The 16124-nt window shown below is 68.4% G+C and carries 12 protein-coding genes; all 12 read right to left on the bottom strand.

What is annotated here, in order from left to right:
* Positions 1–10: 10 nt before the first annotated feature.
* On the bottom strand, positions 11–313 hold the full coding sequence (gene rplW / locus O7615_RS09055; protein ID WP_092378661.1) for a 50S ribosomal protein L23: 303 nt from the start codon (positions 311–313) through the stop codon (positions 11–13).
* Positions 310–987, bottom strand: a complete 678-nt coding sequence (gene rplD / locus O7615_RS09060; protein WP_278176927.1) for a 50S ribosomal protein L4 — start codon at positions 985–987, stop codon at positions 310–312. Before rplD ends, rplW begins: the two co-directional genes overlap by 4 nt.
* Positions 984–1649 carry a 50S ribosomal protein L3 gene (rplC, locus tag O7615_RS09065; protein WP_278176928.1) on the bottom strand — a complete coding sequence of 222 codons (666 nt, stop codon included), beginning with the start codon at positions 1647–1649 and terminating at the stop codon, positions 984–986. The genes rplD and rplC overlap by 4 nt, the downstream gene beginning before the upstream one ends.
* Positions 1650–1660: 11 nt before the next feature.
* Complete coding sequence (rpsJ, locus tag O7615_RS09070) at positions 1661–1969, bottom strand: 30S ribosomal protein S10 (RefSeq protein WP_278176929.1); 309 nt, start codon at positions 1967–1969, stop codon at positions 1661–1663.
* 349 nt (positions 1970–2318) lie between these two features.
* Complete coding sequence (gene tuf / locus O7615_RS09075; RefSeq protein WP_278176930.1) at positions 2319–3512, bottom strand: elongation factor Tu; 1194 nt, start codon at positions 3510–3512, stop codon at positions 2319–2321.
* A gap of 295 nt (positions 3513–3807) precedes the next feature.
* The gene (gene fusA, locus O7615_RS09080; protein ID WP_278176931.1) at positions 3808–5904 is read right to left on the bottom strand and encodes an elongation factor G; all 2097 of its coding nucleotides are present in this window, start codon (positions 5902–5904) and stop codon (positions 3808–3810) included.
* 73 nt (positions 5905–5977) lie between these two features.
* Positions 5978–6448, bottom strand: a complete 471-nt coding sequence (gene rpsG, locus O7615_RS09085; RefSeq protein ID WP_091079418.1) for a 30S ribosomal protein S7 — start codon at positions 6446–6448, stop codon at positions 5978–5980.
* Between the two features lies 1 nt (position 6449).
* Positions 6450–6824: a 30S ribosomal protein S12 gene (rpsL, locus tag O7615_RS09090; protein ID WP_013735958.1), complete on the bottom strand. Its 375-nt coding sequence runs from the start codon at positions 6822–6824 to the stop codon at positions 6450–6452.
* A gap of 480 nt (positions 6825–7304) precedes the next feature.
* The gene (locus tag O7615_RS09095) at positions 7305–7676 is read right to left on the bottom strand and encodes a hypothetical protein (RefSeq protein WP_278182027.1); all 372 of its coding nucleotides are present in this window, start codon (positions 7674–7676) and stop codon (positions 7305–7307) included.
* A 470-nt stretch (positions 7677–8146) separates the two neighbouring features.
* Positions 8147–8512: a hypothetical protein gene (locus O7615_RS09100; protein ID WP_278176932.1), complete on the bottom strand. Its 366-nt coding sequence runs from the start codon at positions 8510–8512 to the stop codon at positions 8147–8149.
* Positions 8513–8673: 161 nt separating this feature from the next.
* Positions 8674–12561 (bottom strand): DNA-directed RNA polymerase subunit beta', encoded by a 3888-nt coding sequence (locus O7615_RS09105; protein WP_278176933.1) that lies wholly within the window; start codon positions 12559–12561, stop codon positions 8674–8676.
* Between the two features lie 86 nt (positions 12562–12647).
* Positions 12648–16079: a DNA-directed RNA polymerase subunit beta gene (locus O7615_RS09110; RefSeq protein WP_278176934.1), complete on the bottom strand. Its 3432-nt coding sequence runs from the start codon at positions 16077–16079 to the stop codon at positions 12648–12650.
* Positions 16080–16124: the final 45 nt, after the last annotated feature.

The following is a 16124-nucleotide window of genomic DNA, read 5'->3' on the forward strand; positions in this document are numbered from 1 at the left end:
TCTACACCCCTCAGCTGACCGGGCCGCCGAAGGCGTCGATGCGGTCGCCCTCAGCCAGCTTCACCATCGCCCGCTTGGTGTCCTTGCGCTTGCCGAACCCGGTCCGGGTCCGCTTGCGCTTGCCCTCGCGGTTGAGCGTGTTGACCGTCAGGACGCGGACGTTGAAGATCTGCTCGATGGCGATCTTGATCGCGGTCTTGTTCGCGTCCGGGTGCACCAGGAAGGTGTACCAGTTGCGGTTCAGCTCGCTGTAGCTCTTCTCGGAGACGACCGGCGCGACGATGATGTCGCGCGGATCGGCGATCGTGCTCACTTGCCACCCTCCTCGGTGGTCTCGCCGGACCCGGCCGCCGGGCCGACCGCCGTCGGCAGCCCGAGGAACTCGTCCAGGGCCTCCTTCGTGAAGACCACGTCGTCGGCCACCAGCACGTCGTACGTGTTCAACTGGCCGGACTCGATCAGGTGCACCCGCGGCTCGTTGCGCAGCGACACCCAGTTCAGCTCGTCGGTGCTGCTCAGCACGACCAGCACCCGACGGGCCTCGGTCAGCTTGGCGAGCGTGGCCAGCGCGGCCTTGGTCGACGGCTTCTCGCCCGAGACGAACGCCTCGACGACGTGCACCTGCCCGGCGCGGGCCCGGTCCGACAGGGCGCCGCGCAGCGCGGCGGCCTTCATCTTCTTCGGGGTGCGCTGGCTGTAGTCGCGCGGCACCGGGCCGTGGACGACGCCACCGCCGGCGAACTGCGGCGCGCGGATCGAGCCCTGCCGGGCCCGACCGGTGCCCTTCTGCTTGTACGGCTTCTTGCCGCCGCCAGAGACCTCGCCCCGGGTCTTGGTCTTGTGGGTGCCCTGCCGGGCCGCGGCGAGCTGCGCCACGACGACCTGGTGCATCAGCGCGATGTTCGCCTGCACGTCGAAGATGTCGGCGGGCAGCTCGACCGAGCCGGTCGCGGTGCCTTCGGAGTTCAGGACGTCAACGGTGGTCACTTGGCCGCACCGCCCTTCTTCGCCTTGGTCTTGGCCGCGGTGCGGACCAGGACCAGCGCGCCCTTGGGGCCGGGAATGGCGCCGCGGACGAGCAGGAGGTTGTTCTCGGTGTCGACCGCCTGGACGGTCAGGTTCTGCACGGTGTAGCGCACGCCGCCCATCCGGCCGGCCATCCGGGTGCCCTTGAAGACCCGGCCCGGGGTGGCGCAGGCCCCGATGGAGCCCGGCGAGCGGTGCTTGCGCTCGACACCGTGGCTGGCGCGCAGACCGTGGAAGCCGTGCCGCTTCATCGGGCCGGCGTAGCCCTTGCCCTTGGTCCTGCCGGTGACGTCGATCGAGACGCCGGCCGGGAACTCCTCGACCGTGACCTCCTGGCCGAGCGAGTAGTCCGCGGCGTCGGTGGTGCGCAGCTCGACGATATGCCGGCGCGGCGCCACGTCCGCCTTGGCGTAGTGCCCGCGCAGCGGCTTCTTGGCCTTGCGCGGATCGATCGTCCCGTACGCCAGCTGGACCGCGGAGTAACCGTCCTTGTCGGCGCCCCGAACCTGGGTGATGACGCACGGGCCGGCCTGAACCACGGTCACCGGCACAACGCGGTTGTTGTCCCAGACCTGGGTCATGCCGAGCTTCGCGCCCAGGATCCCCTTAACTTGCCTGTCCATGTGTCCGGTCCCTACAGCTTGATCTCGATGTCGACGCCAGCCGGCAGGTCGAGGCGCATGAGCGAGTCGACCGTCTTCGGGGTCGGGTCGATGATGTCGATCAGTCGCTTGTGCGTACGCATCTCGAAGTGCTCGCGCGAGTCCTTGTACTTGTGCGGCGAGCGGATGACGCAGAAACGGTTGATCTCCGTGGGCAGCGGCACCGGGCCCGCGACCTGCGCCCCGGTGCGCGTCACCGTCTCGACGATCTTCCGAGCCGAGGAGTCGATGACCTCGTGGTCATAGGCCTTGAGCCGGATGCGGATCTTCTGTCCCGCCATGGTGGCTTCTGTTCCTTCTCTCGATGCCGCTGTGTTGCGGGTGCCTGTACCGGCTGGCACAGGCCCTCTTCGCCCACCCCCGCGGTCGGGCGTGTCGCGCCCTGTGGCCAGGCTCCGCCCCGGGGCTCCGGAGCGATCCTGACCGCGGTGGGTCCAGGCGCCGATCGCGCTGAGGCGACCTGAACGCCGCGCGAGGGTGGTTGGCGGACGGGCCACCAACCACCCCACGCCCGACTGCTCTGCCTACCCGGAGGTTCGACGGAAGCCGAACACGGGCAGCGAACTGTCGTTACGCAACCTGACTAGTATGCCGCACGACTGGCGGCGGGTCTAATCGGGGTTACCCAGCTCACTTGATGATCTTGGTGACGCGACCAGCGCCGACCGTACGGCCACCCTCCCGGATCGCGAACTTGAGGTTGTCCTCCATCGCGATGGGCTGGATCAGCTTCACGGTCATCGTGGTGTTGTCGCCCGGCATGACCATCTCGGTGCCCTCGGGAAGGGTGACGACACCGGTGACGTCCGTGGTCCGGAAGTAGAACTGCGGACGGTAGTTCTGGAAGAACGGCGTGTGCCGGCCACCCTCCTCCTTGGAGAGGATGTAGACGGTCGCCTCGAACTCGGTGTGCGGGGTCGTGGTGCCCGGCTTGACGACCACCATGCCGCGCTCGACGTCCTCGCGCTTGATGCCCCGCAGCAGCAGACCGACGTTCTCACCCGCGCGGGCCTCGTCGAGCAGCTTGCGGAACATCTCGATGCCGGTGCAGACCGTCCGCTGCGACTTCTCGCGGATACCGACGATCTCCACCTCCTCGTTCGGCTTGAGGATGCCGCGCTCCGCGCGACCGGTGACGACGGTGCCCCGACCGGTGATCGTGAAGACGTCCTCGATCGGCATCAGGAACGGCCGGTCGGTCTCGCGCTCCGGCTGCGGAATCGCGGTGTCGACGGCGTTCATCAGCTCCAGCAGGCGACCGGTCCACTCTGGGTCACCCTCCAGGGCCTTCAGCGCCGAGACCCGCACGACCGGCAGGTCGTCGCCCGGGTACTCCTGCGACGAGAGCAGCTCGCGGACCTCGAGCTCTACGAGCTCCAGCAGCTCCTCGTCGTCGACCATGTCGCTCTTGTTCAGCGCCACGACGATGTACGGCACGCCGACCTGGCGGGCCAGCAGCACGTGCTCGCGGGTCTGCGGCATCGGGCCGTCGGTCGCCGCGACCACCAGGATCGCGCCGTCCATCTGGGCGGCACCGGTGATCATGTTCTTGATGTAGTCGGCGTGCCCGGGGCAGTCGACGTGCGCGTAGTGCCGCGCCTCGGTCTGGTACTCGACGTGCGCGATCGAGATCGTGATGCCGCGGGCCTTCTCCTCCGGCGCCTTGTCGATCTCGTCGAACGGCGTGTACGGGTTCAGGTCCGGGTACTGGTCGTGCAGGACCTTCGTGATGGCCGCCGTCAGCGTCGTCTTACCGTGGTCGATGTGACCAATGGTGCCGATGTTGACGTGCGGCTTAGTCCGCTCGAACTTCGCCTTCGCCACTGGTGTCCTCCTGTGGACTTCTTGGTTCGTTCGCCCCGGCGCGCCAGGTCGGCGCTTAGGACTCTGTCGACAGCCTTTCCGGCCTGACGGCCGGAGAGCTTTGTGGGTTCTGCGGCGATGAAGCCTACAGGCCCGGAATTCACCCAATCCGACCGAGGTGGTCGCGGTCGGGGAAAGCCTCCCGCGACCACCGCCGGTTCATCGGATCAGCTCAGGTGAGCGTCACTCACCCGTCGCCTTCGCCACGTTTCCGGCTCAACTCCGGGCTCGCTCCGCTCCTCGCTTCGCTCGATGCTCACTCACCCGTCGCCTTCGCGATGATCTCCTTCGCCACGCTCTGCGGAACCTCGGCGTAGGAGTCGAACTGCATGCTGTAGCTAGCCCGGCCCTGGGTCTTCGACCGCAGGTCGCCGACGTAGCCGAACATCTCCGACAACGGCACCAGGGCGCGGACGACGCGGGCACCGCCGCGCTCCTCCATCGCCTGGATGATGCCGCGGCGGGAGTTGAGGTCGCCGATGACGTCACCCATGTTCTCCTCCGGAGTGGTGACCTCAACGGCCATCATCGGTTCGAGCAGCGCCGGGTCGGCCTTGCGGGCCGCCTCCTTCAGCACCATCGAACCGGCGATCTTGAACGCCATCTCGGACGAGTCGACCTCGTGGTACTGGCCGTCCAACAGGGTCAGCTTGACACCCACCAGCGGGAAGCCGGCGAGGATGCCGTACTGCATGGCGTCCTGGGCGCCCGCGTCCACCGAAGGGATGAACTCCCGGGGGATGCGGCCACCGGTGACGGCGTTGGCAAACTCGTAGGTCGGCGAGTCGTTGTCCAGCGGCAGCGGCTCCAGGCTGATGATCACCCGGGCGTACTGGCCGGAGCCACCGGTCTGCTTCTTGTGGGTGTACTCGATCTTCTCCACCTTGCGGCGGATGGTCTCGCGGTACGCCACCTGCGGCTTACCGATGTTCGCCTCGACGTTGAACTCGCGGCGCATCCGGTCGACCAGGATGTCCAGGTGCAGCTCACCCATGCCGGAGATGACCGTCTGGCCGGTCTCGTCGTCCAGCTTGACGCGGAAGGTCGGGTCCTCCTCGGCCAGCCGCTGGATGGCGGTGCTGAGCTTCTCCTGGTCAGCCTTGGTCTTCGGCTCGATGGCGACCTCGATGACCGGCTCCGGGAAGGTCATCGACTCCAGGATGACCGCGTTCGCCGGGTCGCTCAGCGTGTCGCCGGTGGTGGTCTGCTTCAGACCCTGCACCGCGATGATGTCGCCAGCCTTGGCGGAGCTGCGCTCCTCCCGCTTGTTGGCGTGCATCTGGTAGATCTTGCCGATCCGCTCCTTGCGGTCCTTGGTGGAGTTGACCACCTGGGAACCGGACTCGACCACACCGGAGTAGACCCGGACGTAGGTGAGCTTGCCGAGGTGCCGGTCGGTCTGGATCTTGAACGCCAGGCCGGAGAACGGCTCCGTGGTGGACGGCTTGCGCTGCAGCGGCGTCTCACCGTCGGTCGCCGTACCCTCGATCGCCGGGATGTCCAGCGGCGACGGCAGGTACGCGACGACCGCGTCGAGCATCGGCTGGATGCCCTTGTTCTTGAACGCGGTACCGCAGAGCACCGGGTTGGCCCGGCCGGCGATGGTGGCCCGCCGGATGGCGGACTGGATCTCCTCGACGGAGATCTCCTCGCCTTCGAGGTACTTCTCCATCACCGAGTCGTCCACGTCGGCCAGGGTCTCCAGCAGCTTCTCGCGCCACTCGGCCGCGATGTCCGCCAGCTCGGCCGGGATCTCCTCGACCGCGTAGTCCTCACCCTTCTGGGTCTCCCCGCGCCAGGTGAGGGCGCGCATCCCGACCAGGTCCACCACGCCGACGAAGTCCGACTCGGCGCCGATCGGCACCTGGAGGACCAGCGGGGTGGCCTTCAGCCGGTCGATCATCATCTGCACGCAGCGGAAGAAGTCCGCGCCGGTGCGGTCGAGCTTGTTGACGAAACACATCCGGGGGACGTTGTACTTGTCCGCCTGCCGCCAGACGTTCTCCGTCTGCGGCTCCACGCCGGCCACGCCGTCGTAGACCGCGACCGCACCGTCCAGGACCCGCAACGACCGCTCCACCTCGACCGTGAAGTCGACGTGGCCGGGCGTGTCGATGATCTGGATCGTGTGGCCCTTCCACTCGCACTTCGTGGCGGCGGAGGTGATGGTGATACCGCGCTCCTGCTCCTGCTCCATCCAGTCCATGACGGCGGCGCCCTCGTGGACCTCACCGATCTTGTACGTGATGCCGGTGTAGAACAGGATTCGCTCGGTGGTAGTGGTCTTACCGGCATCGATGTGCGCCATGATGCCGATGTTGCGTACGTTGGCGAGCGCGTCTGCGGCGGCCACTTCAATCCCTACTTATCGTCGTCTCGACACAACTGGTGGCGGTTCCGGTGCCAGTGGCACCGGAACCAGGGTGTTACCAGCGGTAGTGCGCGAAGGCCTTGTTGGACTCGGCCATCTTGTGCGTGTCCTCGCGCCGCTTGACGGCGGCACCGAGGCCGTTGCTCGCGTCGAGCAGCTCGTTCATCAGCCGCTCGACCATGGTCTTCTCCCGACGAGCCTTGGAGTACGTCACCAGCCAGCGCAGACCGAGCGTGGTCGCGCGGGCCGGCCGGACCTCGACCGGCACCTGGTAGGTGGCGCCACCGACCCGGCGGCTGCGCACCTCGAGCGTCGGCTTGACGTTGTCCATCGCGCGCTTGAGGGTGACGACCGGGTCGGTGCCCGACTTCTCGCGGCAGCCCTCCAGGGCCGCGTACACGATGCGCTCGGCGAGCTGACGCTTGCCCCGCAGCAGGATCTTGTTCACCAGCTGGGTGACCAACGGCGAGTTGTACACCGGGTCAGCGACCAGCGGCTTCCGCGGAGCGGGTCCCTTACGCGGCATGTCAGCTCTTCTCCTTCTTCGCGCCGTACCGGCTGCGCGCCTGCTTGCGGTTGCGGACACCCTGGGTGTCCAGCGAACCGCGAACGATCTTGTAACGCACACCGGGAAGGTCCTTCACCCGGCCACCACGCACGAGCACGATCGAGTGCTCCTGCAGGTTGTGCCCGACACCCGGGATGTAGGCGGTCACCTCGACCTGGCTGCTGAGCTTGACACGAGCGACCTTGCGCAGCGCCGAGTTCGGCTTCTTGGGGGTGGTGGTGTACACGCGAGTGCACACGCCGCGCCGCTGCGGGGATCCCTTGAGCGCCGGGGTCTTGGTCTTGGTCGTCTTCGCCTGGCGGCCCTTTCGGACCAACTGCTGAATGGTGGGCACCGGGTTTCTCCGCTCCCTTCGGCCGCTCTCGCGGCCGCGCCGTCTGCCGTAGCCGATCTCGTGACCGGCTCTCCTACATTCCGGCCAGGGCCACCTCGCGGAGGTCCCGGCACCCGCGGTCGGGCGTGTCGCCCCATCACGGTCCCGTTCCGACGCTTGCGCGCAGTCCCGGGGTCTGTCACCGGCACACGGATCGCCGCAGGCCGGATCTTCTGGTCTCAGTCGTGGCGCCGGCCGGATATCGGATCGCCGGCTCCAGCGCACGCACGATTTGCCCGGGCGGGCCCGGGCACAAGGGGAAAGAGTACCTACCACAGCCGTGCAGGTCAAAACGGGAAACCTGCCGGACTTCGCACCACGTGCCGGCCGGACCCGTCGCACCACCCGCCCATGATGGGCACCTACGGATACAAGTGTACCGGCTCCACCGGAACCTGGCCGACAGCCCCGGGCAGGCCCCGGGCCCCACCCCGGATCTGGTCAGGCCAGGGCCAACACCAATGCCAGCCCCAGACCGAGCAGGCAGAGCAGCAGACCGGCCCCGCCGCAGCTGATTCCGGCGATGGCCAGACCTCGACCGGTGAACCGGACCGCCGGCGGAGGGGCCGGCCGCCGGATCTGCCGCAGGCCGAGCAGACCGGCCACGGCGGCGCCGGCCCCGGTCAGGCCGCCCAGCGCGGCGAAGGCGCCGGCCGCCCAGGCACCGTTCGCCCCTCCCCCGACCGCGCCGAAGCAGAAGACCAGGATCGACACCAGGATCGACGTGATTCCCGCCACCAGGGAGCCCACCGCCAGGCCGGAGGCGACCGGGGGCACGTCAAGGTGCACCACCGCGAACGGCGTGCCGGGCACCGGCTCGATCCGCTTCGGCGGGCGGGAGTGGCCCTGCGGTGGCGCGGGCGGTGGCGCGGGCTGCGACGCGGCCCAGCCCGAACCGCCCGGATGCCAGCCCGGAGCCGCCGGCGAGCCGGGCGGCGGACCGAAGGACGGCCACCCAGGCGGTACGGACGGGACCGGGGGCGAGAAGGGGACAGGGGGCGAGGAGGGAGCCGGGGGCGAGGAGGGGGCCGGCGGCGCGGAGGGCGACGCGGCGGCCCGCTCCGGTGCGGATCCGGGCCACGCCCACCCGGCCTCTCCCGTCGCGTCGGCAGCGGGGCGCCCGGCGGTGGGCTGGGTGGACTCGCCGCCGTCGGGGCGCGCCGGTTCCGTCACGGGATCCTCCTCATCGGCAGCGTCCACGCACCGCGCGACGGACACCGGTCAGGCTACCGCCGGGGGTCAGCCCCTCGGCGCTGGGAGCGCGGACGAGCCGGCCGCACCGGTCAGTCGACGTTGGGCGCGAAGTCCTGCCCGTACGGCGCCTCGGCGAGCCGGACCACGCCGATCACCAGCATCGCCACCAGGCTGACCGCGACCAGCACCAGGCCCGTCCAGGCCAACCGCTCGCCGCGACGTAGCCAGGCCGCCCCGGTCAGGAAACCCCCCGATGCGTACGCCTCCCGGCGCGCCTGCCGGGCCAGGTACAGGGCCACCGTGGCCGGCACCACGCCGCCGACCAGCAGTCCCGTCAGCGCGGCCATCAGGCCCAGGGCGAAGACCGTCCGGGCCTTGGTCGCCCGGACCGGGTCCGGGTCGAGCGGGTGACGCGGTGCCGACGCGGCGGGCGCCGATCCGGGTGCGGTCGTCATCACCACATGATGCCTGCGGGCGGACGTCCGCGCCGCACCTGCGGCGAGCTTCTCCGCCCCGGCTGGCCGGTCCCCTGCCCACCCGGCCGTGGACCGGACCTGCCCGGGACATGAGGAGGCCCCCGGCAGTCTGCCGGGGGCCTCCCACGTCACCGCACGGTCTAGCGGTACGACCCGAAGTCGAAGTCGTCCAGCGGAACCGCCTGGCCACTGGCCGGCCCGAAGCCGTAGTCGGTCTCCGGGTAGCCGGTCATCGAGTAGACCTTGGCCTTCGCCTCCTCGGTCGGCTCGACCCGGACGTTGCGGTACTTGCTGATGCCGGTACCGGCCGGGATGAGCTTACCGATGATCACGTTCTCCTTGAGACCGATCAGCGAGTCGCTGCGGGCGTGGATCGCCGCGTCGGTCAGCACCCGGGTGGTCTCCTGGAAGGAGGCCGCCGAGAGCCAGGAGTCGGTGGCCAGCGAGGCCTTGGTGATGCCCATCAGCACCGGACGGCCGGCCGCGGGCTCGCCGCCCTCGGAGACGAGTCGGCGGTTCTCCGACTCGAACAGCGCCCGGTCGACCAGCACGCCCGGCAGGAACTCGGTCGAGCCGGAGTCGATGACCGTCACCCGCTTGAGCATCTGGCGGATGATGATCTCGATGTGCTTGTCGTGGATGAGCACACCCTGGGAGCGGTAGACCTCCTGGACCTCCTGGGTCAGGTGGACCTGGACCGCCCGGGGGCCGAGGATGCGGAGCAGCTCGTGCGGGTCGATGGTGCCCTCGGTGAGCTTCTCGCCGACCTCGACGTGGTCGCCGTCGTGCGCCCGCAGCCGGACCCGCTTCGAGATCTTGTCATAGACGATCTCGTCGCTGCCGTCGTCCGGGATCACCACGATCTTGCGCGACCGCTCGCCGTCCTCGATCCGGATCCGGCCGGGGGTGTCGGCGATCGGCGCCTTGCCCTTCGGGATCCGGGCCTCGAAGATCTCCTGGACACGCGGCAGACCCTGGGTGATGTCCTCACCCGCTACGCCACCGGTGTGGAAGGTACGCATCGTCAGCTGCGTACCCGGCTCACCGATCGACTGGGCGGCGATGATGCCGACCGCCTCGCCGACGTCCACGATCTTGCCGGTCGGCAGCGAGCGGCCGTAGCACGCACCGCAGACGCCGAGCTTCGACTCGCAGGTGAGCACGCTGCGCACCCGGACGGTCTCGACCCCGGCGGCGACGATCCGGTCGACCAGGATCGAGTTGATGTCCGCGCCCCGCTCGGCGACGACGGTGCCGTCCGGCCCCTTGATGTCGTCGGCCAGGGTACGGGCGTGCACGCTGGTCTCCGCGTGCTCGTGCACCACGAGACCGCCGTCGAGCTGCTGACCGATCTGCATCGGGATGGCCCGGTCGGTGCCGCAGTCCTCCTCGCGGATGATCACGTCCTGCGAGACGTCCACCAGACGACGGGTCAGGTAACCCGAGTCGGCGGTACGCAGGGCGGTGTCCGCGAGACCCTTACGGGCACCGTGCGTGGAGATGAAGTACTCCAGCACGGACAGACCCTCCCGGTAGCTGGCCTTGATCGGCCGCGGGATGATCTCACCCTTCGGGTTGGCCACCAGACCACGGATCGCCGCGATCTGCCGGAGCTGGAGCAGGTTACCGCGGGCACCCGAGTTGATCATCTTCCACAGTGGGTTCTCCTGCGGCAGCGCGGTGTCCATCTCCTTGGCGACCTCGTTGGTCGCCTTGGTCCAGATCTCGATGAGTTCGCCGCGACGCTCCTCGGCGGTCATCAGACCACGCTGGTACTGCTTGTCGATCCGGTCGGCTTCCTTCTCGTACCGCTCCAGGATCTCCCGCTTGCGCGGCGGAGCGATGACGTCCTCCATGCCGATGGTCACGCCGGACCAGGTGGCCCAGTGGAAACCGGCCTCCTTCAGCCCGTCGAGGGTCGCCGCGAGGGCCACCTTCGGGAACCGCTCGGCGAGATCGTTGACGATCGCGGAGAGCTGCCCCTTGCGGATCTCGTAGTTCACGAACCGGTAGCCCTGCGGCAGGGTCTCGTTGAACAGCACCCGGCCGAGGGTGGTCTCCACGGTCACCGGCTCGCCCGGAACCCAGCCCTCGGGGCCGGTCCAGGGCTGCCCGCCAACACCGTTGTCGACCTCGACGACGTCCCGCAGCCGGATCTTGACCGGCGCCTGCAGGTGCAGTTCGCCGTTGTCGTACGCCATCCGCGCCTCGGCGTCCGAGCTGAACGCCCGGCCCTCCCCGCGCTCACCGGCGGTGAGGTGGGTCAGGTGGTAGAGACCGATGACCATGTCCTGGGTGGGCATGGTGACCGGCTTGCCGTCGGCCGGCTTGAGGATGTTGTTCGACGACAGCATCAGGATCCGCGCCTCGGCCTGGGCCTCGGCGGACAGCGGCACGTGCACCGCCATCTGGTCACCGTCGAAGTCCGCGTTGAACGCGGTGCAGACCAGCGGGTGGATCTGGATGGCCTTGCCCTCGACCAGCTGCGGCTCGAACGCCTGGATGCCGAGCCGGTGCAGGGTCGGCGCCCGGTTGAGCAGCACCGGGTGCTCGCCGATGACCTCTTCCAGCACGTCCCACACGACCGGCCGCTGCCGCTCGACCATCCGCTTGGCGGACTTGATGTTCTGTGCGTGGTTGAGGTCGACCAGCCGCTTCATCACGAACGGCTTGAACAGCTCCAGCGCCATCTGCTTGGGCAGGCCGCACTGGTGCAGCTTGAGCTTCGGGCCGACCACGATGACCGACCGGCCGGAGTAGTCGACGCGCTTGCCCAGCAGGTTCTGGCGGAACCGGCCCTGCTTGCCCTTGAGCATGTCGGACAGCGACTTCAGCGGGCGGTTACCCGGGCCGGTGACCGGCCGGCCGCGGCGGCCGTTGTCGAACAGCGCGTCGACGGCCTCCTGCAACATCCGCTTCTCGTTGTTGACGATGATCTCGGGCGCGCCGAGGTCGATCAGCCGCTTGAGCCGGTTGTTCCGGTTGATCACACGGCGGTACAGGTCGTTCAGGTCGCTGGTGGCGAAGCGGCCACCGTCGAGCTGCACCATCGGGCGCAGGTCCGGCGGGATGACCGGTACGCAGTCCAGCACCATGCCGAGCGGCGAGTTGCGGGTGTTCTGGAACGCGGCGACGACCTTGAGCCGCTTGAGCGCCCGAATCTTCCGCTGACCCTTACCGGTACGGATGGTCTCCCGCAGGTGCTCGGCCTCGGCCTCCAGGTCCATGTTCTGCACCAGGGCCTTGATCGCCTCGGCGCCCATGCCACCGGTGAAGTACTCGCCGAACCGGTCGCGCAGCTCCCGGTAGAGCAGCTCGTCGGTGACCAGCTGCTTCGCGTCGAGCTTGCGGAAGGTGTCCAGCACCTCGTCCAGGCGGTCAATCTCGCGCTGGGCCCGGTCGCGGATCTGGCGCATCTCGCGCTCTCCGCCCTCCTTGACCTTGCGCCGGACGTCCGCCTTCGCGCCCTCGGCCTCCAGCTCGGCCAGGTCGGCCTCGAGCTTGGCGGCCCGCTTCTCGATCTCCGAGTCGCGGCTGTTCTCCGACTGCCGCTTCTCGGCCAGGATCTCGTTCTCGATCGTCGAGAGGTCGCGGTGACGCGCTTCGGCGTCAACGCTCGTCACCACGTACGAGGCGAAGTAAATGATCTTTTCGAGGTCCTTCGGCGCGAGGTCCAGCAGGTAGCCCAGCCGGCTCGGCACGCCCTTGAAGTACCAGATGTGGGTCACCGGGGCGGCGAGCTCGATGTGGCCCATCCGCTCACGGCGGACCTTCGAGCGGGTCACCTCGACGCCGCAGCGCTCGCAGATGATGCCCTTGAACCGGACCCGCTTGTACTTACCGCAGTAACACTCCCAGTCCCGCTGCGGACCAAAGATCTTCTCGCAGAAGAGCCCGTCCTTCTCGGGCTTGAGGGTGCGGTAGTTGATCGTCTCGGGCTTCTTGACCTCGCCGTGCGACCACTGGCGGATGTCGTCAGCGGTCGCGAGGCCGATGCGCAGCTCGTCGAAGAAGTTGACGTCGAGCACGTTATATCCCTCGTGTCGTGTCTTGGTTCTAGCTAGCTCTCGAGGAGGGGGTCTGAGGCGGTGCGCCCCAGACCCACCCACCTACCTCACACTTCCTCGACCGAGCTCGGCTCGCGCCGGGACAGGTCGATACCGAGTTCCTCCGCCGCCCGGAACACCTCGTCGTCGGTCTCGCGCATCTCCAGGGCCACGCCGTCGCTGGAGAGCACCTCGACGTTGAGGCAGAGCGACTGCAGCTCCTTGAGCAGCACCTTGAACGACTCCGGGATGCCCGGCTCCGGGATGTTCTCGCCCTTGACGATGGCCTCGTAGACCTTCACCCGGCCGAGAACATCGTCGGACTTGATCGTCAGCAGCTCCTGCAGGGCGTACGCGGCACCGTAGGCCTGCATCGCCCAGCACTCCATCTCGCCGAAGCGCTGACCACCGAACTGCGCCTTACCACCCAGCGGCTGCTGCGTGATCATGGAGTACGGGCCGGTCGACCGGGCGTGGATCTTGTCGTCGACCAGGTGGTTGAGCTTCAGGATGTAGATGTAGCCGACCGCGATCGGGTCGGGCAGCGGCTCGCCGGAGCGCCCGTCGAACAGCTGCGCCTTGCCGGAGGAGCCGATCAGCTGCTTGCCGTCCCGGTTGGGCAGGGTCGACGCCAGCAGACCGGAGATCTCCTCCTCGCGGGCACCGTCGAAGACCGGCGTGGCCACGTTGGTGTCCGGCTCGGACTCGTCGGCGCCGATGCCCTGGAGCTGACGCTTCCAGTCGGCGTCCCCGCCCTCGACCTTCCAGCCCGTCTTGGCCACCCAGCCCAGGTGCGTCTCCAGCACCTGGCCGATGTTCATCCGGCTCGGCACACCCAGCGGGTTGAGCACGATGTCGACCGGGGTGCCGTCCTCCAGGAACGGCATGTCCTCGACCGGAAGGATCTTGGAGATGACGCCCTTGTTGCCGTGCCGGCCGGCGAGCTTGTCACCGTCCTGGATCTTCCGCTTCTGGGCGACGTAGACCCGGACCAGCTCGTTGACGCCCGGCGGCAGCTCGTCGCCGTCCTCCCGGGAGAAGGTACGCACGCCGATGACCGTGCCGGTCTCACCGTGCGGCACCTTCAGGGAGGTGTCCCGAACCTCACGCGCCTTCTCACCGAAGATCGCGCGGAGCAGCCGCTCCTCCGGGGTCAGCTCGGTCTCGCCCTTGGGCGTGACCTTGCCGACCAGGATGTCACCGGGGACGACCTCGGCGCCGATCCGGATGATGCCGCGCTCGTCGAGGTCGGCGAGCATTTCCTCGCTGACGTTCGGGATGTCGCGGGTGATCTCCTCCGGACCGAGCTTGGTGTCCCGCGCGTCGACCTCGTGCTCCTCGATGTGGATCGAGGTGAGCACGTCCTGCTGCACGAGGCGCTGCGACAGGATGATCGCGTCCTCGTAGTTGTGCCCCTCCCAGGTCATGAACGCCACGAGCAGGTTGCGCCCGAGCGCCATCTCGCCCTCGTCGGTGCACGGACCGTCGGCGATGACCTGGCCGGCCTCGACGCGGTCGCCCTCGAAGACGACCGGCTTCTGGTTGACGCAGGAGCCGGCGTTGGAGCGGCGGAACTTGTGCAGGAGGTACGTCCGGCGGTGGCCGTCGTCCTGGTGGACGGTGATGTAGTCGGCGCAGAGGTCCTCGACCACGCCACCGACCTCGGCCACGACCACGTCACCGGCGTCGACCGCGGCACGGTACTCCATGCCGGTGCCGACGAGCGGGGACTCGGCCTTGACCAGCGGCACCGCCTGGCGCTGCATGTTCGCACCCATCAGGGCGCGGTTGGCGTCGTCGTGCTCGAGGAACGGGATCATCGCGGTCGCGACCGAGGTCATCTGCCGCGGCGACACGTCCATGTAGTCCACGGCCGCCGGCGGGACGTCCTCGGTCTCGCCGCCCTTACGCCGGACCAGGACGCGGTCCTCGGCGAACGTGCCGTCGGCCTTCAGCGGCGCGTTGGCCTGCGCCTTGACGAAGCGGTCCTCCTCGTCCGCGGTCAGGTAGTCGATCTGGTCGGTGACCCGACCGTCGATGACCTTCCGGTACGGCGTCTCGATGAAGCCGAACGGGTTGACCCGGGCGAAGGTGGACAGCGCGCCGATCAGACCGATGTTCGGGCCTTCCGGCGTCTCGATCGGGCACATCCGGCCGTAGTGGGACGGGTGCACGTCGCGGACCTCGAAGCCGGCCCGCTCCCGGGACAGACCACCCGGGCCGAGCGCGCTCAGCCGGCGCCGGTGGGTCAGGCCCGCCAGCGGGTTGGTCTGGTCCATGAACTGGGACAGCTGCGAGGTGCCGAAGAACTCCCGGATCGCGGCGACGACCGGGCGGATGTTGATCAGGGTCTGCGGCGTGATCGCCTCGACGTCCTGGGTGGTCATCCGCTCGCGGACGACGCGCTCCATCCGGGACAGGCCGACCCGAACCTGGTTCTGGATCAGCTCGCCGACCGTACGCAGCCGCCGGTTGCCGAAGTGGTCGATGTCGTCGGCCTCGTAGCCCTCCTCACCGGCGTGCAGCCGGCAGAGGTACTCCACGGTGGCGACGATGTCGTCCTCGGTCAGCGTGCCGGTGGTGATCGGCACGTCGACTTCCAGCTTCTTGTTGAACTTGTACCGCCCGACCTTGGCGACGTCGTACCGCTTCGGGTTGAAGAAGAGGTTGTCGAGCAGGGTCTGGGCGTTCTCGCGGGTCGGCGGCTCGCCAGGGCGCAGCTTGCGGTAGATGTCCAGCAGCGCCTCGTCCTGGCCGGCGATGTGGTCCTTCTCGAGCGTGGTCATCATCAGCTCGGACCAGCCGAACTTCTCACGGATCTGCTCGGCCGACCATCCGATGGCCTTGAGCAGCACCGTGACGGCCTGCCGACGCTTACGGTCGATGCGTACGCCGACCGTGTCGCGCTTGTCGATGTCGAACTCCAGCCAGGCACCCCGGCTCGGGATGACCTTGACGCTGGAGAGGTCGCGGTCGGAGGTCTTGTCCGGCTGCTTGTCGAAGTAGACGCCCGGCGACCGGACGAGCTGGCTGACCACCACGCGCTCGGTGCCGTTGATGATGAAGGTGCCCTTCGGCGTCATCATCGGGAAGTCACCCATGAACACCGTCTGGCTCTTGATCTCGCCGGTGGTGTTGTTGGTGAACTCCGCGGTCACGAACAGTGGTGCGCAATAGGTGAGGTCCTTCTCCTTGCACTCCTCGATCGAGGCCTTGACCTCGTCGAAGCGCGGCGCCGAGAAGGAGAGCGACATAGTGCCGGAAAAGTCCTCAATGGGACTGATCTCGTCGAGGATCTCCGCGAGACCCGAGCGTGCGTGCGGGTCATCCGCCGACCGGCCCTGCCAACCCTCGTTGCCGACGAGCCAGTCGAAGGACTCGTTCTGGATGGCAAGGAGGTTGGGGACCTCGAGGTGTTCGGTGATCCGACCGAAGGAAACTCGGCGGGGAGCGAATGCGCTCGACGTACGACTGGTCTTCGCAGGGCGGGAAGCTGCCAAGATGCGTCCTTCCGAGGACCGGTGCTGCAGAACGGCTGGTACGCG

The organism is Micromonospora sp. WMMD1082 (assembly GCF_029626175.1).
Classification (GTDB): Bacteria; Actinomycetota; Actinomycetes; order Mycobacteriales; family Micromonosporaceae; genus Micromonospora.